The organism is Campylobacter sp. RM12637, assembly GCF_020137645.1.
Lineage (GTDB): Bacteria > Campylobacterota > Campylobacteria > Campylobacterales > Campylobacteraceae > Campylobacter_E.
The window spans coordinates 68,990-89,253 of sequence record NZ_JACGAV010000005.1 but is presented as its reverse complement, the minus strand read 5'-3'; the positions used below and the strand labels follow the sequence as shown (position 1 = coordinate 89,253).

Here is a 20,264-nt window from a genome sequence, read left to right as displayed (position 1 = left end):
ATTTTAAAGGGATAAAATATGAAAATTAGTTCAAATAATTATAACTTACCATTACAAAAGCCAAATAATAATCAAGCATTAGTTCAAGGAAGACTTGAAAATAAAGAAAATGCAAAAAGATATGATGATTTTATTAAAATGTTTTACCCCGATACTCACGATAGCTTGGATTTTAATTACCCAACTAATAGCAATGAAGCAAAAATTCAAAGTATGGTTATTTATATGTTACTTGAACATCAAGATGCTTTATATGGCGATATGTATACGAATACAATTTATGAAAGAGCCTTTAGTTCTGAAGCAAATCAAGATGTGCAAAAAGATTTAAAAGATTTTTTAAAGGAGCATTCTGATAGCTTAGGAGATTATAAATGGGATCAAGATGTAATAATAGCAAAGCTATTTAATGCAAGAAATATTAGCGAAGATGAGTTCAAACAAAGGTATCTAGCAAGAATTGATGAGATAAAGCAAGGCAAAGAGCATGAAAGTATCCAAAATAGTGAAAATATTCAAGATAGCAAAAATCCAAAGCCAAGTGATGAAATATCTAGCATAAATGAAAATGATGAAAAAGTTGAAGATAAAAAAGACAAAACCGAAGATAAAAAACCATTCGAAGCCATAGAAGTAAAAGGCACAAGCACTCGTGAAAGTATGGAAGAAATACTTAGCAAAATTAATATTCAAAATATCAAAGATGAAAGAGATTTATTAGCTATTTTAATGGCATATAAAGATAGCGAGAATTTGTATGATAAAAGGGTTTAAAATAAAGGAAAGTTATAAAATTGTTAAAATGAATATAGATTAATATTTTATATAAATAAGAATTAAAGCTAAAAATTTTATAAAAGAGTTTAGATATAAATTAAATATCTATTAATATTTTTTTAAACCTACCGATATAGAAAAATAACGGGGGTTTAAAATGCAAATAACAAATAACAATTATATAAATTATCAAACAAATATTAAAAATCAAATTCCAACCACTCAAACTCCTAAAGATAATATAAAAGAGCAAGTTATGAATTTATTAAAAGATGTTCCACAAGATGAATGTGGAACTTATGAGCCAAATAATACGCAAAGAATACTTTTGGGTGTAAATAAATCTAAGCATCCAGAGCTTCACGCTATGCTTGAAAGCGAGTTTATGGAAGGTATGCTTTTTTATGGAATGAATAAAAAAGAGCGAGAAGATTGGATAGAAACGGGTAAAAAAGTTGGCGCTGAAGAAATGGTAAAAGTGATTAATTCTTTACACCCTGCATTTTTCAACGAAAACGATGACAAAAAGGCTCTTTCTAAGCTAGACGCTTTACAAATAAATACAAAAGCTAATAATATTTATAATCAAGCATTTATTAAAAACGATTTAAAACTTTTAGAGTTTTTAAAGCAAAACGAGATTGTGGGCGTTAGATTTGCTACTAATGATACAAATTTTGGAGATACTAGCGTGCCTGAGTTTTATCTAAGCAGATTTTCTCAAGGCAATATAAAGCTAGGAGATGTTTTTTGTGGGAGCGGTGGCTTTATGGATAGGCTTATGGATTTATTTGCTCTTGATGATTTAGATGAATTTAAAATCGGTTATTTGGCTTTACAAATAGAAGTTGATTTATACAAAGAGCAAAATGGTTATGAAAAACATTTTGGAGAGAAATATTTACAAGAAAATTCCGAAAAAGATGAGAATATAAAAAGAAAACCCATAGAAGTAAAAGGCACAAGTACTCGTGAAAGTATGGAAGAAATACTTAGCAAAATTAATATTCAAAATATTAAAGATGAAAGAGATTTATTAGCTATTTTAATGGCATACAAAGATAGCGAGAATTTATATGATAAAATAGTTTAAAATAAAGGAATAATTATGAAAATAAATTCTTATTCAACATATCAAATAACTAATATAAGCAAAAAAGAAACAAATAACGAGATTAAAAAAGTAGACAATAAAGCAGATGATAAAAAGGTAGGAGTTGTTTTAGGATACGGAATTGATAAAGATGGCTTTTTTACAAGTGATTTTAACAAAGCTGCGGGTATTCCGGATAATTATAAAATCCACAGCGATAGTTTAAAATCTTTAGTAGAACATAATGAAAATGCAATATCACTTTATAAAATTTGTAAATCAATTGATATAGCAAAAAGCGTTGGTAATGCTTATAATGTTGTAAGACAAGTTGTAGGAGATGAATTTTTAAACTCAAACGATAGTTTTTCTAAAGATACTTTGTCAAACACCCCACATTTATATGAAATGAGAAAAAGCACCTTAGAAGTTACTCAAATATTTGATAATGATGACAAATTTAATAATTATTTTAAATCTAAAGAGTTTTCTAATGTTTTTTCAAAGCACAAAGACACATACTCATTATCAACCATTTTTGGTGCAGATGGTAATGTTTTTAATTATTATGAAACACGAGATGATAATATTTACGCTAAATGGCTTAGAAACTCTGCTTCAGTTTGCTGGAATCCACATGAAGAACATTATAAAACTGAAAACAGCGAATACACAAAAGGTGGCTTACTAATTGCAGCTCTTAGTAGTAATTATTTTTTGGTAGAAGGTGAGCGAACTGATTATGCCAAGCAAATAGGAGAGGATAGATTTACTCCTATGGATAGGTTAAATTATGGAGCTTTGCCAAAAGAACTTAGCTCATTAAAATTACAAAATGTAGATGGGTTTGATGGTAAAGAATTTGAAAGTATTATGAAGCGATATCAAAAATTATTATATGAAATGCTAAGTGGTAAAAATCTAAAAGCTCCTAAAGATATAGATAATTACGAAACATTTGAAGAGTTTTTGCAAGTGGCTTTACAATACAGCCAAAAAAATATAAGTTTATTTGATATGAAAGTATAAGGATTTGTTATGATGGTTAATGGAGTAAATAATTTTTCAAATACTTATATGAATAATCAAAGCAAAGTTAATAAACCTTATTATGAAGATGGAAAGGCTAGTTTAGAATATCTAAAACTTGCTCAGCAAAAGCTAGAAAACGATCCAACTTACAATCCTTTTAATGATAGAAATTTAGATAAAAGTGAAATACTTAATCTAGCTTTATTTGGAGCATTAGACCCTGATATTGTAGAACAAAGAAAAATAGAATGGGAAAATACTCCAGACATTGATCCAGAAGAATTGGTAAAAACTCTAAATAAACTTTTTAAAAATTTAGATAAATTAACTTCAGATAGCATAAGTAATGAAGAAAAAAATAAATTAATGAAAAGTATTTTTTCTAATACAGATGAAGATTTAAAAATATCACAATCTAAAGAAGAAATTAAACAAGAAGAAAAAAAAGAACAAACTAAAGAAAAACCTTACGAAGCCATAGAAGTAAAAGGCATAAGCACTCGTGAAAGTATGGAAGAAATACTTAGTAAAATGGATATTCAAAATATCAAAGATGAAAGAGATTTATTAGCTATATTTTTAGCCTATAAAAATGGCGAGAATTTATATGATAAAAGGGTTTAAAATAAAAGAATTTAAAAATCTTAATTTTTATCAAAAGAGTAAAAAATGAAAATTAATTTTAATGATTTAAATCTAAGAAATTGGAATGACGCTTATAAAGATTATCAAAAAGCAAAAACACCACAAGAAGAAAGCAAGTATTTAAAAGAATTAACCGATATTGCTTTATTTAAAGGTCAAGATAATATCCAAGAAAGCAATAATGCAAGTAGCAACAATGTATCAACAAATATTAGTGATATTTCTATATTTTATGTTTATATGCGTGATTTTGGCTATGCTAGACTTCATCCTGAAATGTTTATTTCTAAGCTTTTTCAAAACGATGATGAGGCAAAGGATATTAAGGCATTTTTAAAAAAAAATGCCTTAAACAACGATTATACTGCTAATTATGATTATGAGATTAAAGAACTTTTTGCAAGTGATATTAGCGTGAATGAATTTAAGCAAAAATATTTAAAGCGTATAAACGAGCTTAAGCAAGAAAATCTAAAAGATAATATAGAAGAAACTAGCGAAGAACTTAAAAAAGATGAGTTTAAACCCATAGAAGTAAAAAGTGATAATATTCGTGAAAGTATGGAAGAGATTTTAAACAAATTAAATAAAACTGAAATCAAAAATGAAAGAGATTTATTGGCTATATTTTTAGCCTATAAAAATGGCGAGAATTTATACGATAAAAAAGTTTAGATTAAAAGAATTTAAAATCGTAAAATTAGCATAATTTTAAAACTAATCAAAAATTATTATATGTATTTATAAGCTAAGGAGTTTAATAAAATTAAGGCTTAAAAACTTAAACCCTAATTGTATTTTCAAAATTTTTTAAAATATAATTGTTTTATTACCTGCAATAAATACTTTATCATCAAACACTTTTTCAAGGGCATTTCTTAGCACTAGAGTTTCTATTTTTTTACCTGCTTTTCTTAAATCTTTTGAATTATAAGTGTGATTTACTCTAACTATGTCTTGAAAAATGATAGGTCCTTCATCTAAATTATCCGTTACAAAATGCGCACTTGCTCCTATGATTTTAACCCCACGCTCATAAGCTTGTAGATATGGATTTGCACCGATAAATGCAGGTAAAAAAGAATGATGGATATTGATGATTTTATCTTTAAAAGTATTTACAAAATTTGGGCTTAAAATCCGCATATATTTTGCTAATACTATATAATCAACATTGTATTTTTTAATCTCTTGAATTATATCTTGCTCGTAAAGTTCTTTATCTTTGCTAGTATCAATTAGGCTAAAATCTATATCAAATCTTTTCACAAAATCGCTTAAATCGTGATTTGCCATAACTTTTAAGATATTCGCATTTAGTTCATCTTCATAGTTTGCAAGTAGCAAATCACCTAAACAATGAAGCTCTTTTGAAGCTAGGATTATTATGTTTTTCTTTCTTTTTGGGCTAAATGTGATTTGTGCGTCTGTTAAAATCTGTTTTAAATTATTTATAAAATCATCTTTTACACTCTCACTTGAGCTTAAAATCGCTAGAAAATAAAAAGAATTTGTATCGCTATTTACAAATTCATTATTGCTTTCTATATTAAATCCTGCCTTATAAATCTCATTTGAGATAATAGCCACAAGCCCTTTTTTATCAGGGCAAGTGATTTTTAAGATATATTCATTCATAATTTATCCTATGTTATTTAATTCAGCTTTTATTTCATTTAATTCATTTTCAGCTTTTTGCATAGCAATTTTGTTTTGTTCTACAACTTGTGCTGGTGCGTTAGCTACGAATTTTTCATTGCTTAGCATTTTGTTTAGCTTTTCGTATTCTGCTAGAACTTTTTTATATCTATTTTCTAACTTAGCTTTCATTTCATCAAGTGCTTTGCTATCTACAAAAATAGCGGTTTTTAGGTTCGTGCTAACATTTACGCTAAAGCTTTCTTTAGGATTTTCATCTTGGCTTAATTCTCCTACTTTAGCTAATTTTGCTATTAGTTTTAGATAATATTCATCAAATTTATGTTCGCTTATAATTTGTGCCGGAGCGTTTTTATCAGTAATATTTGCTGTTTTTTTGATACTTCTTAGGCTATTAATCGCTTCTTTACAAAGCTCGTAGTTTTTGATAATTTGCTCTTCAGTGGTTGAAATCTCATTTATTTTAGGATATTTTTCTACCATAATTGAGCCGTTTTCAAAAATACTTGTGCTGCCTAATTTATGATATAAATAATCACTAATAAACGGCATAAATGGACTAAGTAATTTCATAGCGTTTAAAAATACGCTCGCAAGCTCATCTATACTACTCTCATCAGCCTTGCTAAACTCAATTCCATAATCACAAAACTCATCCCATAAAAACTTATAAATATTCATAGCAGCATCATTAAATCTATATTCATCTAAGTTTTTGCGAGTTTCATTTACGCATTTTTGAAATTCTGCGTTCATATAAATACCTAGTGTTGTTTTATAGCTACCTAGTATCTTATAATCCTTACCTTTAAGTAGTAAGAAATTTACCGCATTATAAAGCTTATTTGTGAAGTTACGAACTAAAATCATTCTATCTTCACTCATTCTAATATCTCTTCCTTGAACGGCTAAAAGTGCTAAAGTAAAGCGTAGTATGTCAGCACTATATTTATCAATGCTATCAAGTGGGTCAATTACATTGCCTTTGCTTTTACTCATTTTTTGCCCGTTTTCATCTTTTACAAGTGCGTGAAGATAAATGTCTTTAAATGGGATTTCGCCTAGCTCATTTTCACTTTGAAATAACATTCTGCATACCCAGAAAAAGAGTATATCAAAACCTGTAATTAAAAGTGAGTTTGGATAAAAGTCTTTTATATCACTTTCATTCCATAAAGTGCCTTTACCAAAATCGCCGTTGTTATAACCTAGAGTTGAAAACGCCCAAAGCCCCGAGCTAAACCAAGTATCAAGCACATCTTTATCTTGAGTGATACTATCGCAGCCACATTTTTCACATTTTTCTACCTTGTTTTCGCTTACATGAATATGTTCGCACTCATCACAATAATAAACAGGAATTTGATGTCCCCACCAAAGTTGTCTGCTGATACACCAAGGGCGTAATTCTCTTAGCCAAGCATTAAAGCTATTTATCCAATGAGCTGGATAAAACTTAGCATCACCATTATTTACCTTTTCTATAACTTTTGTTGCGATATCAGTTTTTACAAACCATTGTTTAGAAATATACGGCTCAACGATATTTTTACAACGATAACAATGTCCAACTTGATTTACATAATCTTCAATTTTTTCAATAAAGCCTAATTCGTTTAGTTTATCAACTACTATTTTTCTAGCCTCAAGTCTTTCAAGCCCTTTAAACTCAGCACAATGCTCGTTTAAAATTCCATTTTCATCAAAAATAGTTAAAAACTCTAGATTATGTCTAAGTCCTACTTCATAGTCATTATTATCGTGAGCTGGTGTTACTTTTACAATTCCTGTTCCAAAGCTCATATCAACATGGCTATCAGCTATGATTTTTATTTTACGATTTATAATAGGCAGCGTAACTTCTTTACCAACTAAGTGCTTATATCTTTCATCTTCTGGATTTATCATTACAGCAGTATCGCCAAAATAAGTCTCAGGTCTAGTAGTTGCAACTACTAAATAATCCTTATCATTTAAAAAATATCTTATATGATAAAGTTTGCCTTTATTTTCTTCATATTCAACCTCAATATCACTTAATGCTCCATCTTTAGTACACCAGTTTATCATTCTGTTATTTTGCTCTATTAAGCCTTTATTATAAAGGTCCACAAAAGCTTTTTTAACAGCATTTTGAAGCCCTTCATCCATAGTAAAACGAAGTCTTGAGAATGCTGGAGTAATGCCTAGTGCTTGCATTTGCTTAACTATAGCTCCACCGCTTTGCTCTTTCCATTCCCATACTTTTTCTATGAATTTTTCACGGCCTAATTCTTCTTTTTTAATCCCTTTTGCTAATAGTTGCTTTTCAACTACATTTTGAGTAGCAATGCCTGCGTGATCTAAGCCTGGTTGATAAAGCACCTTAAAGCCATCCATTCTTTTATATCTTGTAATAATGTCTTGCAAGGTAAATGTAAGTGCGTGTCCTATATGTAAAACACCTGTAACATTTGGCGGTGGCATCATAATTGCAAAGTTTTTGCCATTTTCTTGAATGTTTTTATTTCCATCTATTTCAAAATAGCCTTTTTGTTTGCAAAATTCATAATAATCTTTTTCAATTTCTTTTGGATTGTAAAAATCGCTCATAAATAATCCTTAAATTAGTGTTTTTTGCCATTTTATTAATTTTTGCTTATTTTTAGGTTATTTTGCTAGACTTTTTGGCTTTTAATTTAATTTGTGGAGATGTTTTGAATAGATTAAATGATGAACAATTTGCGGCGGTTAATACTAGTTTAGGTAGTAATTTAATAATAGCAAGTGCAGGAACAGGAAAGACAAGCACAATAGTTGCAAGGATAGAAAAATTATTAAATGATGGTGCTAAAGCAAATAGCATTATGCTACTTACATTTACAAACAAAGCCGCTCGTGAAATGATAGCAAGACTTGAAAAAAAACTCGGCTCAAGCAAGATAAAAGGCATTGTAAGTGGGACATTTCACGCAATTAGTCTTGAATATCTTAAAAAGCATAAAAATATTCAGCTTAAGCGAAATAGTGAATTAAGAGCCTTGTTAAAAAGTATTTACGAAAAATATTCTCCTAATAAAGATGATTTGTTTGATTATTCATATTTAGCCGATATTTATTCAAGGTTTAATAATACTAATTTAGTTGATGATTTTCGTGGATATTTAAAGGCTAATTATGAAGAGCAAGGCGATAATATTAATTTTTATTGCAAAGTTTTAAGCGAATACGAAGAGCAAAAAAAAGCTCATAATTATTATGATTTTGATGATTTATTGCTAAATGCTAAGGATTTTTTCACAAATGATTATAAAAATGAGCCTTTTTATGAAGTTTTAGTAGATGAATATCAAGATACAAATAATCTTCAAAGTGCGATTTTAGACGCAATCCCTAAAAAATCTCTTTTTTGTGTAGGAGATTATGACCAAAGCATTTATGCATTTAATGGGGCAAATATAGAAATAATAGGAAGTTTTAAAGACAGATATAAAAATGCTAAAATTTATTCACTCAATAAAAATTATAGAAGCGTTAGTAATATTTTAGAATTTGCAAATAGGGTTATTACAAAAAACGAAAGGCTATATCCAAAAGAGCTAATCGTAACTAGAAAAGAAGCTACAAAACCTATTAAATTACATAGTTTTAATCTAGCCAACGAACAATATGAATTCATTGCCAATGATATTTTAAGCAAACTTGAAGCAAATAATAGAGCTGATATTGCAGTGATTTATCGCAATAATTCAAGTGGTGATTTAATGGAAAGAAGCCTAAAGCAAAAGGGCATTAAAATAGCTAGAAAAGGTGGCAGTAGTTTTTATGAATTAAAAGAAATAAATACTCTTATAAATCTAGCTAATTTAACTAATAAAAATAGTGATATTTTAAGCTTTTTAGGAATTTTATTAGAGAGTAAAGGTGTTGGAAATGCTAAGGTAAATATTATTTATAAAGCATTTTTAGAATTAGGAAATGGCTCTTTATTAGAAGGTATTTTAAGACCTATTAAAAAAGATAATTACGATTTTTTAGCTAAAAGTGATGAAGCTTTTGGTCTGTTTGCAAGCACTCAAAATCAAGCTAAGCAAAGTGAGTTTAGCTTTTTAGCAACAGAGTTTAAAAATAATCCTGTTTTATTGTTAAAAGAATTAAAATTTGACAATGTAACCTTTCTTGAAGAGCTTTATAAATTCTTAAAAGAAAATGAAAATATTGATAATCCTAGCGTTTTATTAAATAATGCTTATTCATCTAAGATTTTTAGCTTGATTATCAATAATCTTGCAGCTAAGCGTTCTTTTAAAGGTGCAAAAATAGTCAATGAGATAAAAGAGCAAAAGCTAGAAAATATTAAAAATAATTGTAAATATATTTTAGACGATGCGAAAAACTATAATACTTTTAAAGAATTTTATGAAAAAACTATTTTAAATATTGATTATGAAAATACTAAAGGAGTTCAGCTTTTAACCGTTCATGCTAGTAAAGGTTTAGAATTTGAAATTGTTTATTTGATTGACTTAGCGCAAGGTAGGTTTCCAAATCTAAAGCTTAGCAAAAGTGCTGGGGGCATTGATGAAGAGCGAAGATTATTTTATGTAGCACTTACAAGAGCAAAAGATGAGCTTATTATGAGCTGGGCTAAAAGGCAAAAAGAAGATGATAAAACAGATGCAATACGCTCAATTTTTATTGATGAAGGTAAGAAAAATTAAAAGAATTTAAATCTTATTTTAAATTCTTTATTTTTTTAGCATAATTTTTAATTCTTATAGAATTAAGTATCACACAAATTGAGCTAAGCGACATAAAAATGCTAGCAATTAATGGATTTATAAGCCCCATAAAAGCTAGTGGAATGCTAATTATATTGTATAAAAAGCTTAATGCTAGGTTTGTTTTTATTAGTCTATAAGTTCTTTTTGCTAATAAATGAGAGTTTTTAATGCCTATTAATTTATTATCAAGCATAATTATATCACTTGAATTAAGGGCTAAATTAGTAGCGTTTTTAAAGCTAATTGATACTAATGCTAATTTTAAAGCTAGTGCGTCATTTATGCCATCACCTACCATTAAGACTTTATTATTTTTACTAAGATTTTGAATTATTTTAAGCTTATCTTCGGGCAAGCATTCACTGTATAAATCATCAATTTGTAGTTCTTTTGCTATTTTTTCGCAAGGCTTTTGCTTATCTCCTGATAGCATTATTACTTTTATATTTTGCTTTTTAAAATAATTTATTAGCTCTAAAGCATCATCATTTAATTGATTAGAAAATACAAAATGCTCTAAAATCTCATCATTTTTAGCAAAAAACATTTCAGTTTCGTTTTTAGAATTTGCTTTAATGTTGTGATTATTTAATAATTTTGCAGAGCCTAGATAGTATTTATCATTTTCAAATTCTGCAATCACTCCTAAGCCGCTTAATTGCGTGAGCTTAAAGTCTTTTAAACTAGGTTTAGTATCTTTTATATATTCATTTAGCGAACTTGCTATGAAGTGATTATTTTTATCTAAAATTGCTTTTAAAATGCTTTTTTCATAATCATTTAGATTTATTTGGCTTAATAATTCTAATTTTGATTTTGTTAAAACCCCAGTTTTATCAAATACAGCTATGTCAATTTTACTAAGATTTTCAATATAATTTGAGTTTTTAAATAATACTTTAAGCTTTAAAGCTTCGTGTAAGCATAAAAGATTTCCAACAGGAGCGCTAAGTGCAAGAGCGCAAGGACAAGCAATAATTAATAAACTAACGCTTCTAATAATTGCTTCTTGAATATCGCTCATATTATATAAAAAGCACAAAAACGCAATGCTAAAAATCGCATAACAAAAATAAACACCAATTTTATCAGTTAGTTTTTCTAGGTTTGATTTTTTAGTTTTATTTAGTAATTTTGCAAGTTTATTAATATAGCTATCTTGAAAAGTGCAATTTGCTATGTAATCAAAACTAGCACATTCAACCACACTAGCGCTTTTTATAAAATCTCCTTGCTTAATATCAACTAATTCGCTCTCACCTGTAATAGCACTTAGATTTAATCTAGCTTGTAAGCTTTTACAAGTGCCATCTATTAAGATTTTATCTCCTAAAAATACTCTAATTACATCATCTTTTTTTATTTTAGTAACGCTTATTTTTTCTATTTTGTCATTTTTAACAATATTTACACTAGCGTTTAATAAATCACTTAAAAAATCAATATTTTCTAAAGCTTGTTTATATGATAATTGTTCTAAAAATCTACCTATAAAAACAAAGCAAATTATCATAGCTACGCTATCAAAATACACATAAGAAAGTCTTGCAAACATAGCATAAATACTATAAATATAAACCAAACTAGCCCCAAAAGTAACTAAACAATCCATATTTAAAATCTTATTTTTTAAAGCAGAAATTGCGCTCTTAAACATAGATGAAGCACTATAAAAAAGCACAGGAGTGCATAAAACAAATTCAGCAAAATTAATAATATCTTGAACGCTTTGCTCCATACTAGAAAAATACCCAGCATATCTTGCGATACTAAGCCACATAATATTCATAACACAAGCAATTGCTACAATTAGTTTTGAATAAAACTCAATATGAGTTCTTTTAGCTTTCATTGTTGTATTTGGATTGTAAGCTAGTGGGATATAGCCTAGAGATATTATTATATTTAATATATCTTTTGCTTTAGTTTTATTAGGATTATATTCTATACTTGCTCTTTTTGTTTGATAATTTATATTAATTTCTAATACACCTTCATTTTTAAGCAGCATTTTTTCAATAAGCCATACACAAGCTGCGCAATGTAAATTATCTATTAAAATTAAAATTTTTTCATAATTATTTTCTTTTTCTATGAAAAAAGAGTTCTCATCATAAGAAATTTGCTCATTAATTTTAGATAAATTTGAAGCATTTTTATAAAAATCTTCTAAATTATTTTCGTTTATGAGATTAAAAACATTTTTACAACCATTACAGCAAAATGCGTTATTGCCTTGAAAAATCATACTATTTTTATCAAAATCTATTTTACAATGAGAGCACTTCAAGATAATTTCCTTTAATTTTATTGACAATTTTATTTTTAATTTATAAAATAATTTTTAATACTTCGTTTTTTACAAATAAGGAAATCAATGGATAAAGATATACAAACAGAACAAAAGCAAGATAAAAAAAATCAAAAAAAGCATATTCCAGTAGATGGATATAAAATAGAAGAATTAAAACTACTAACTCTTGAAAAACTAATAGAAATCGCAAACGAAGCTGGTGTTGAAAATCCGATGGAATTTAGAAGACAAGAGCTTATGTTTGAAATATTAAAAGCTCAAACAAAAAAAGGTGGCTTTATACTCTTTACAGGTATTTTAGAGATTAACCAAGAAGGTTACGGCTTTTTAAGAGCTATGGATGCGAATTTAAGTGATAGTGCAAACGATGCTTATGTTAGTAATTCACAGATTAAAAAATTTGCTTTAAGAGTGGGCGATATCGTAACAGGTCAAGTAAGAGAGCCAAGAGAACAAGAAAAATATTATGCACTTTTGAAAATTGAAGCGATTAATTATTTGCCTTTAGCAGAAGCTAAAAAAAGAGCTTTATTTGATAACTTAACTCCAATTTTTCCAACAGAAAAATTACAACTTGAATACGATCCTTTAAAGCTAACGGGTAGGGTGCTTGATTTATTCACACCTATTGGAAAAGGTCAGCGTGGATTAATAGTAGCACCACCTAGAACAGGAAAAACTGAATTAATGAAAGAATTAGCAACTGCAATTGCTAAAAATCATCCTGAAAGCCAACTAATAGTGCTTTTAATTGATGAGCGACCTGAAGAAGTAACTGATATGCAAAGATGTGTAAAAGGTGAAGTTTTTAGCTCTACATTTGATCAACCTGCATTAAATCATGTGCGTGTGGCTGAACTTGTGATTGAAAAAGCTAAGCGTTTAGTAGAAATGGGTAAAGATGTAATAATCTTACTCGATAGCATCACAAGACTTGCTCGTGCTTATAATACTGCAACTCCTAGTAGTGGTAAGGTTTTAAGTGGTGGTGTTGATGCAAATGCACTTCATAAGCCAAAAAGATTTTTTGGAGCTGCTAGAAATATTGAGCATGGTGGAAGCTTAACAATAGTTGCAACTGCTTTAATTGATACGGGTTCAAGAATGGATGATGTGATTTTTGAAGAATTTAAAGGAACAGGAAATAGTGAAATCGTTCTTGATAGAAATATTTCAGATAGAAGAATATATCCAGCTATAAATATTACAAAGAGTGGAACGAGAAAAGAAGAATTATTGCAAGGGCCAATTAACTTACCTAAGATTTGGGCAATTCGTTCAGCTATGAATTCTATGGAAGATGTAGAAGCGCTTAAATTTTTATATGCAAAAATGCTAAAAACTCAAAATAATGAAGAATTATTGTCAGGATTAAATGAATAATATGCAAAATTTATCACTTAAATATCGTCCAAAAAATTACGATGATTTAGTAGGGCAAAGTGCTGTTAGTAAGAGTTTAAAATATGCACTAGATAGTAAAAACATAGCTAATGCTTATCTTTTTTCTGGTCTTCGCGGGAGTGGAAAGACTAGCTCTGCTAGGATATTAGCAAAAGCACTAAATTGTGAGCGTGGGATTAGCTCAAAACCTTGCGGAATGTGTGCTAGTTGCGTTAGTAATGATGGAATAGATATTTATGAGCTTGATGCGGCTAGTAATCGTGGTATTGATAGTATTCAAGATTTAATAGAAAATACAAAATATGCACCACTTCATTCAAGATTTAAGATTTTTATAATTGATGAAGTGCATATGCTTACTCGTGAAGCCTTTAATGCGCTTTTAAAAACACTTGAAGAACCACCTAGTCATGTTAAATTTATTTTAGCAACAACCGATGTGCATAAATTACCAGCTACTATTTTAAGCAGGGTTTTACATTTTAGATTTAAAAAAATTCCTTTACAAGATATTGTAAGTAGAATGGAATTTATATTAGCAAATGAGCAAATTCCTTATGAAAAAGAAGCTTTAACTCTTATTGCTAGAAGCGGTGGCGGGTCTTTAAGAGATAGTCTTACTTTATTAGAGCAAGGCATAATTTATTCTCAAAGAAAACTTAATAAAGAAAGCATAGCTTTAATGCTAGGTTTAATAGAGCCAAATATTATAAAGCAATTTTTTGCTGATGTTTTAAGCTCAAATGATAATGGTATTTTTAGATTTTTAGAACTTGCTAAATCTTATGAAGCAAGTGTAGTAATTGATGAGATGAGTTCTTTTTTAAAAGATAGTTTTGCTAATAAAAATCCAAATTTTTCTTTAATTTTATACGATAGATTTTTTCATATTTTAGCAAAGGCTAAAAATATGACAAAGATTAGCGATGATGATGAATTTATTTTATACATTTTAGCATTTATGCTAAAAGACGCTACAAAATTAAAAAGTATAGATGAAGATTTAAAAGTAGAAAATATAAATAAAAACGAGCAAGATTACTTAAATTTTGTAACTATGATTGCTAAAAGAGATTATAAATTAGGAGAAATATTTAAAGAATGTGCTTCTTTTGTGAGTTTTGATGGTAGTGAATTTTGTATTAAAATCAACCCTAAAAACGAAGAAGATAAGCAGTATTTTAAACAATATTACACAAGCGTTGTAAAGAATGTATTTGCTAGTATCTTTAATGATGCAAAATTAGTTTTAATTAGCGATTTAACGAAACAAAATGTAAAAAATGAAGCAATAAAAGAAGAAAGTAATTATCCTAAAATAAATAATACTAATTTTGAAAATAATTCAAGTAAGAATTTAAAACAGGAATTTCAAAATAATTACAATACTTATGAAGAAGAGATTAAATATCCTGAGTATCAAAGCGATGATTTTTTAGATTCTAATATGGCTTTTGAAGATGAAGATAATATTTATGAAATACCAGATGATATTTTAGAGCAATACGAACCTGAACTTCAAAATATTTTATTTGAATCATTAGTAAAAATTAAAATAGAAAATGATACTTTAGAATTACATGTAATGCCGCCTTATAATGAGAAAGAAAAGGCTATTTTAAGAGATAATATTAAAAATGTTTTAGCTAAATGTAGTACGTTTTTTAAAACTAAAAATGCAAAAATAATCAACGCAGAGCTAGATAAAAAAAAACTTCATTAGAAACTAAACCTAATGAGTTTAATAAAGAGCAAGATTTTAATATATCTAGGCATTTAGGTGAATTAGAATTATCTAAATTTGTAATAGAGCCAGATTTTCAAAGTAGTATTGATTTAGAAAATAAGGCTAATGAGTTTAATAAAGAGCAAGATTTTAATATATCTAGGCATTTAGGTGAATTAGAATTATCTAAATTTGTAATAGAGCCTGAAAATATTGAAGAAAAAAATATAAATTTAGAAATAGAGCATTTAAAGTTAAGTAAAGAACAATTAGAAATTAGGAAAAAATTAGATTTAATTACGAATGCTTTAGGGCCTTTAAGTGAAAATAGACCTTGAAAAATAATGTTAATTTGATATAATCACGACTTTACTTTTCTTGGGGCTGACTAGGTTTCGACAGGATTAGTAAGGGATTAGCTGCATGCCGTGTTGCTACGTTAAACGCTAAATTAAAATTAAACGCAAACAAAAAAGAATTAGCTCCTGCTTACGCTTACGCTGCGTAAGTTCAGTTGAGCCCTGCGATGCTTAAAGCTTGTAATAGCATTAGCGGGTCATCATTCAAGCTAGTTTAAAGTTTTGGCTAGACTTTAAATAAAATAAAAGCCTTAGTTTTTGCTAAAGTCGTAAGCTGCACTTGGCAAAAATGAAATAAAGCAGCCTACTAAGCATGTAGACGCTGGTTTTGAGCTAGTTTTGGACTGGAGTTCAAATCTCCACAGCTCCACCATTCTTATTTTTTATCATCTTTTTTTTGTTAAAATCAAACAAGTACTTTAAATAATTTAACTTTTTTAATGTTAAAGCTTTAAAAGAATATAAATAGTTTTAGATATCAAATGATTATTGGGTTTAAATGTAAATTATAAAAATATAAAGTATTAAAATGGTTTAATAATGTTTAGTTTAACAAATATTATTACCTATAAAATCCTAAGTATTTTTTATATAAATGATATATTTTACAAGAAAAATAAAATATTTTAATTTTGTAATTTGCCACTTGCAAAGTTCTAAGAGCTTCTTTAAAAATTTCATCAGCTAAAACAGCGTCTTGGTATTGTTTACTTTTTTTAGCTTGAAGACATAAAAAATCATGAATTACTACTGCTGATAAGTATTCTGGAGAATTTGGTGGAAAGAAACTCCAAAATATTCTAGGTATATTTGCTCCATTTGTAACAAATCCCTTTGGTATTATGATGGTTTGATTTTTGCTTTCATATTTATATTCAAAAGCTAATTCAAATTTATTTTTATCTATTGGTTTTACTATAACTCTTGTCATTTTACTCTAAAGACTGCAAAAATATATCTTTTGCATGAATATATGTTGTATCAAAGACTTTTATATTTTTAAAATCATTTTCGTTAATTAATAGTGCAATTTCAGTGCAAGCTAATAAAATTCCTTCAATATTATGTTTATTTATAATATTTATGAAAGTTTCTTTACTATTTTGTTTGATAACATTAAAGCAAAGTTCATTGAAAATAATATCATTAATAGTATTTATATCACTATTATTTGTGGTAATTACATTTATTCCTTTTAACTCTTTTTTATAAAAGTCTTCTTGCATAGTGTATTTAGTGCCTAGTAATAAAATATTTTTTATATTATTATGATTTAATTCTTTAAGGCTTGAATGGGCTATATGAATAAATCTAGCTTTTAAATCTTTTTGCAAATCATTTGCAATTTTATGCATAGTATTTGTACAAAGTGCAATTATGTTTGCTCCAGCCTTTTCTAATCTTTTTGCTTCTTTATTTAATAATTCTCCTGCTTTTTGCCATTCGTTATTATGTTGAAGTTCTTCAATCTCATCAAAATCTACGCTTGATATTAAAATCTTTGCACGAGATAAAGAATTGTGATGAGCTTGGCTAAATTCATTTATTAATTTATAATAAGTTATTGTACTAGCATAGCTCATCCCACCGATTAGGCCTATCATATTAACCTCTTATTGCGGCATTGATTAAGTCTATAAAACCATCTACATTAAGACTAGCTCCACCTACCAAAACTCCATCGCAAAGTCTTTTAATATCAGCGATATTGCTAGAATTTACACTACCACCATATAAAATACTTTGCTTAGTTTTTGAGCGTAAAAAGCTCATAATATTTTCAATATCTTCTAATTTTGCAGCACTTTTACCAATACTATAAATTGGCTCATAAGCTAATATTAATTTATCATATTGTAAATCTATTTTATTTAGTTGTTTGTTTAAAAAATCTATGCTTTTATTTTGTTCGTAAGTAGAGTAATCTTCTCCTATGCAATAAATAATTTTTAAATCATTTTCAGCGCAAAATTCAAATTTTTTTGCCAGAAATTCATCTGTTTCGCCTAAATTTCTTCTTTCACAATGTCCTAAAATAATTGTTTTAATTCCAAATTCTAGCAAATGATCTAGTCCAATTTCTCCAGTAAAAGCTCCACTATGAGTTGGATATATATTTTGGGCAGCTTGAATGAAACTAAATTCACTATCAATAAATGAAGTTGCACTTGGAGCTACAATTACTTCAAGATTAGTAAAATCACTAAATCTTAAATAAGCATTAAGTTTTTTAGCGTATTCAGCAAAACCTTTTCTAGTATGATTACATTTAAAATTTGCGGCAATTATCATTAATATTCTTCCTTTAATATAAGTGGTTTAATAGCAGGTAATTCTTTACCTTCAATTAGTTCTAAACTAGCACCACCGCCAGTAGAGATAAAACTAAAATCATCAGCATCTCCTGCACGATTAATAACATCAGCAGTGTCTCCACCACCAGCAACGCTAGTAGCATAAGAATCGCTTATATAATGGCTCATTTTAAAGCTACCTTTTGAGAATTTATCAAACTCAAATACCCCCATAGGTCCATTCCACCATATAGTTTGAGCGTCACTTAAAATTTCTTTAAATAAAATTGAGCTAGCAGGTCCAATATCAAGCCCCATCCAACCATTTGGTATTTCTTGAACGCTTACTTTCTTTACTACACTATCATTTGAAAAGCTTTGTGCAGCAAGAACATCAACAGGTAAATATAACTTAACGCCTAGTTCTTTTGCAGTTTGCATAATTTGTTTAGCATCTTCAATTAGTTCTTCTTCTACAATTGAATTTCCTATATTTAATCCGTTTGCTTTAAGGAAAGTAAAAGCCATTCCGCCACCAATTATTATCTTATCAACTTTAGGAAGTAGATTGTGTAAAGCTTGTAATTTTCCACTAACTTTACTACCACCAACAACAGCAACAAAAGGTCTAGCAGGAGATTTTAATAAATCTTGTGCGAAATTAAATTCTTTTTGTAATAAAAACCCAGCGCAAATTTCTTTTGCAAATCTAGTAATTGCTTCTACACTTGAATGTGCTCTATGGCAAACTCCAAAAGCATCATTACAATACACATCACACATTGAAGCTAAATTCTTAGCCAAATCTTCATCGTTTTTTGTTTCACCTTTTATAAATCTTAAATTCTCTAGTAGTAAAATTTCACCTTTTTTTAAGTTTTTAGCTTTGTTTTGAGCGTCTTCTCCGATTATATCGTTTGCCATTATAACTTCAGTTCCAAGAAGTTTTGATAATCTTTTTGCAACTGGCTTTAAAGAATATTTATCACTTATTTCTTTTGGTCTACCCAAATGACTTGCAAGAATCACTCTAGCATCATTGTCAAGGCAATATTTAATAGTTGGAATTGCAGATTTTATTCTTCTATCATCACTAATGTTTCCAAATTCATCTTGTGGGACATTAAAATCACATCTAATAAAAACACATTTATTTACTAAATCTACATCTTTTATGGAAATTAAAGGCATATTATTTCTCCTTGCTAATATATTGAGCTAATCTATTTAATTGATATGAATATCCGTATTCATTATCATACCAAGCTAGAACTTTTACAAAATCTTCATCAATTATTTGAGTTAAATCAGGGACAAATATACATCCATAAGTGCTAGTGCAAAAATCACTTGAAACGCAGCAATCGTAATCAATTGCTAGAATTTCATTCATTGTTTTACTTGCTTTTATAAAAGTTTCATTTATTTCATCTTTTGTAGTTTTTTTATCTAACAATAAAGTTAAATCAAGCATTGATACATTTGCTAAGCTAGTTCTAACACTTTGACCATCAACTTTACCTAAAAGGTTAGGTATAACTTTACCTATTGATTTTGCTGCACCTGTGCTTGATGGGACTAGATTTAGTGCTGCTGCGCGACCCCTTCTAATGTCTTTAGGGCATTTTGTATCACATAGTTCTTGAGTTGCTGTATATGCGTGAATTGTATTCATTAAAGCTTTTTTAATACCGAAATTTTCATCTAAAACTTTTGCCATTGGTGCAAGGCAGTTTGTTGTGCAGCTTGCATTTGAAATAATAGCTTCGCCATTATATTTAGTGTGATTTACATCCATTACAAACATAGGTGTATTATCTTTTGGTGGTGCTGACATAATTACTTGTTTAATACCATTATCTAAATATGCTTTAGTTTTTTCTTGTGTTAAAAATGCTCCCGTGCATTCAAAAACTAAACTAGCTCCATATTTAGCAAAATCAATATTTTCAATTTCTCTACTTCTAATTATTTGAATTCTTTTATTTCCTACTATTAAAATATCTTCTCCATCATTGTCAATTTCTTGATTGAAATTCCCATGAACACTATCGTATTTTAGAAGGTATTTAATACTTTTCATATCCCACGAGCAATTTATTGCTACTAAATTCATTTTGTTTTCATTAAGAATTATTCTACTAAGACATCTACCAATCCTACCAAATCCATTAATCGCTACATTTACTCCCATTTTT

16 protein-coding genes and 1 other RNA gene are annotated in these 20,264 nt (G+C 28.2%); 9 read left to right on the top strand and 8 right to left on the bottom strand.

Going from position 1 to position 20,264, the window contains the following annotated elements:
* The first annotated feature begins 18 nt into the window (after positions 1-18).
* From AVBRAN12637_RS04105 to AVBRAN12637_RS04085, 5 genes are all read left to right on the top strand, one after another.
* Positions 19-774, top strand: a complete 756-nt coding sequence (locus tag AVBRAN12637_RS04105; RefSeq protein WP_336615365.1) for a hypothetical protein — start codon at positions 19-21, stop codon at positions 772-774.
* Positions 775-934: 160 nt separating this feature from the next.
* The gene (locus AVBRAN12637_RS04100; protein ID WP_336615364.1) at positions 935-1,870 is read left to right on the top strand and encodes a hypothetical protein; all 936 of its coding nucleotides are present in this window, start codon (positions 935-937) and stop codon (positions 1,868-1,870) included.
* A gap of 15 nt (positions 1,871-1,885) precedes the next feature.
* Positions 1,886-2,899 carry a Cj0814 family flagellar-dependent secreted protein gene (locus tag AVBRAN12637_RS04095; protein WP_336615363.1) on the top strand — a complete coding sequence of 338 codons (1,014 nt, stop codon included), beginning with the start codon at positions 1,886-1,888 and terminating at the stop codon, positions 2,897-2,899.
* Positions 2,900-2,908: 9 nt separating this feature from the next.
* Complete coding sequence (locus tag AVBRAN12637_RS04090; protein WP_336615362.1) at positions 2,909-3,526, top strand: hypothetical protein; 618 nt, start codon at positions 2,909-2,911, stop codon at positions 3,524-3,526.
* Positions 3,527-3,571: 45 nt separating this feature from the next.
* The gene (locus tag AVBRAN12637_RS04085) at positions 3,572-4,222 is read left to right on the top strand and encodes a hypothetical protein (RefSeq protein WP_336615361.1); all 651 of its coding nucleotides are present in this window, start codon (positions 3,572-3,574) and stop codon (positions 4,220-4,222) included.
* A 135-nt stretch (positions 4,223-4,357) separates the two neighbouring features.
* Here AVBRAN12637_RS04085 and purU read toward each other — a convergent pair whose 3' ends face one another.
* Together purU and AVBRAN12637_RS04075 are read right to left on the bottom strand one after the other, a co-directional pair.
* Entirely contained in the window at positions 4,358-5,185 is an 828-nt protein-coding gene (gene purU / locus AVBRAN12637_RS04080; protein WP_214118690.1) for a formyltetrahydrofolate deformylase, read from the bottom strand.
* Positions 5,186-5,188: 3 nt separating this feature from the next.
* The gene (locus tag AVBRAN12637_RS04075) at positions 5,189-7,798 is read right to left on the bottom strand and encodes a valine--tRNA ligase (protein ID WP_336615360.1); all 2,610 of its coding nucleotides are present in this window, start codon (positions 7,796-7,798) and stop codon (positions 5,189-5,191) included.
* 104 nt (positions 7,799-7,902) lie between these two features.
* Here AVBRAN12637_RS04075 and AVBRAN12637_RS04070 point away from each other — a divergent pair, with 104 nt between their 5' ends.
* Positions 7,903-9,906: an ATP-dependent helicase gene (locus tag AVBRAN12637_RS04070; protein WP_239802625.1), complete on the top strand. Its 2,004-nt coding sequence runs from the start codon at positions 7,903-7,905 to the stop codon at positions 9,904-9,906.
* Between the two features lie 13 nt (positions 9,907-9,919).
* Here the strand turns inward: AVBRAN12637_RS04070 and AVBRAN12637_RS04065 are convergent, their stop codons facing one another.
* Positions 9,920-12,259 (bottom strand): heavy metal translocating P-type ATPase, encoded by a 2,340-nt coding sequence (locus AVBRAN12637_RS04065; RefSeq protein ID WP_336615359.1) that lies wholly within the window; start codon positions 12,257-12,259, stop codon positions 9,920-9,922.
* A gap of 87 nt (positions 12,260-12,346) precedes the next feature.
* Here AVBRAN12637_RS04065 and rho point away from each other — a divergent pair, with 87 nt between their 5' ends.
* The 3 genes from rho to ssrA all read left to right on the top strand — a co-directional run bounded on the left by rho (position 12,347) and on the right by ssrA (position 16,145).
* Positions 12,347-13,666: a transcription termination factor Rho gene (gene rho / locus AVBRAN12637_RS04060; protein ID WP_214118675.1), complete on the top strand. Its 1,320-nt coding sequence runs from the start codon at positions 12,347-12,349 to the stop codon at positions 13,664-13,666.
* 1 nt (position 13,667) lies between these two features.
* Positions 13,668-15,410 (top strand): DNA polymerase III subunit gamma/tau, encoded by a 1,743-nt coding sequence (gene dnaX / locus AVBRAN12637_RS04055; RefSeq protein ID WP_336615358.1) that lies wholly within the window; start codon positions 13,668-13,670, stop codon positions 15,408-15,410.
* A 383-nt stretch (positions 15,411-15,793) separates the two neighbouring features.
* Positions 15,794-16,145: a transfer-messenger RNA gene (gene ssrA / locus AVBRAN12637_RS04050) on the top strand.
* Positions 16,146-16,334: 189 nt separating this feature from the next.
* Here ssrA and AVBRAN12637_RS04045 read toward each other — a convergent pair.
* The 5 genes from AVBRAN12637_RS04045 to gap are packed head-to-tail and all read right to left on the bottom strand — an operon-like array spanning position 16,335 to position 20,260.
* Positions 16,335-16,703 (bottom strand): DUF1353 domain-containing protein, encoded by a 369-nt coding sequence (locus tag AVBRAN12637_RS04045; protein ID WP_336615357.1) that lies wholly within the window; start codon positions 16,701-16,703, stop codon positions 16,335-16,337.
* A gap of 1 nt (position 16,704) precedes the next feature.
* Positions 16,705-17,376, bottom strand: a complete 672-nt coding sequence (locus AVBRAN12637_RS04040) for an aspartate/glutamate racemase family protein (protein ID WP_336615356.1) — start codon at positions 17,374-17,376, stop codon at positions 16,705-16,707.
* A 1-nt stretch (position 17,377) separates the two neighbouring features.
* Positions 17,378-18,064, bottom strand: coding sequence for a triose-phosphate isomerase (locus tag AVBRAN12637_RS04035; RefSeq protein WP_214117581.1), 687 nt, complete (start codon positions 18,062-18,064; stop codon positions 17,378-17,380).
* Positions 18,064-19,257 (bottom strand): phosphoglycerate kinase, encoded by a 1,194-nt coding sequence (locus AVBRAN12637_RS04030; protein WP_214117580.1) that lies wholly within the window; start codon positions 19,255-19,257, stop codon positions 18,064-18,066. Before AVBRAN12637_RS04030 ends, AVBRAN12637_RS04035 begins: the two co-directional genes overlap by 1 nt.
* A gap of 1 nt (position 19,258) precedes the next feature.
* A complete protein-coding gene (gap, locus tag AVBRAN12637_RS04025; RefSeq protein WP_214117579.1) occupies positions 19,259-20,260 on the bottom strand; it encodes a type I glyceraldehyde-3-phosphate dehydrogenase in 1,002 nt (333 codons plus the stop codon).
* Between the last annotated feature and the right edge of the window lie 4 nt (positions 20,261-20,264).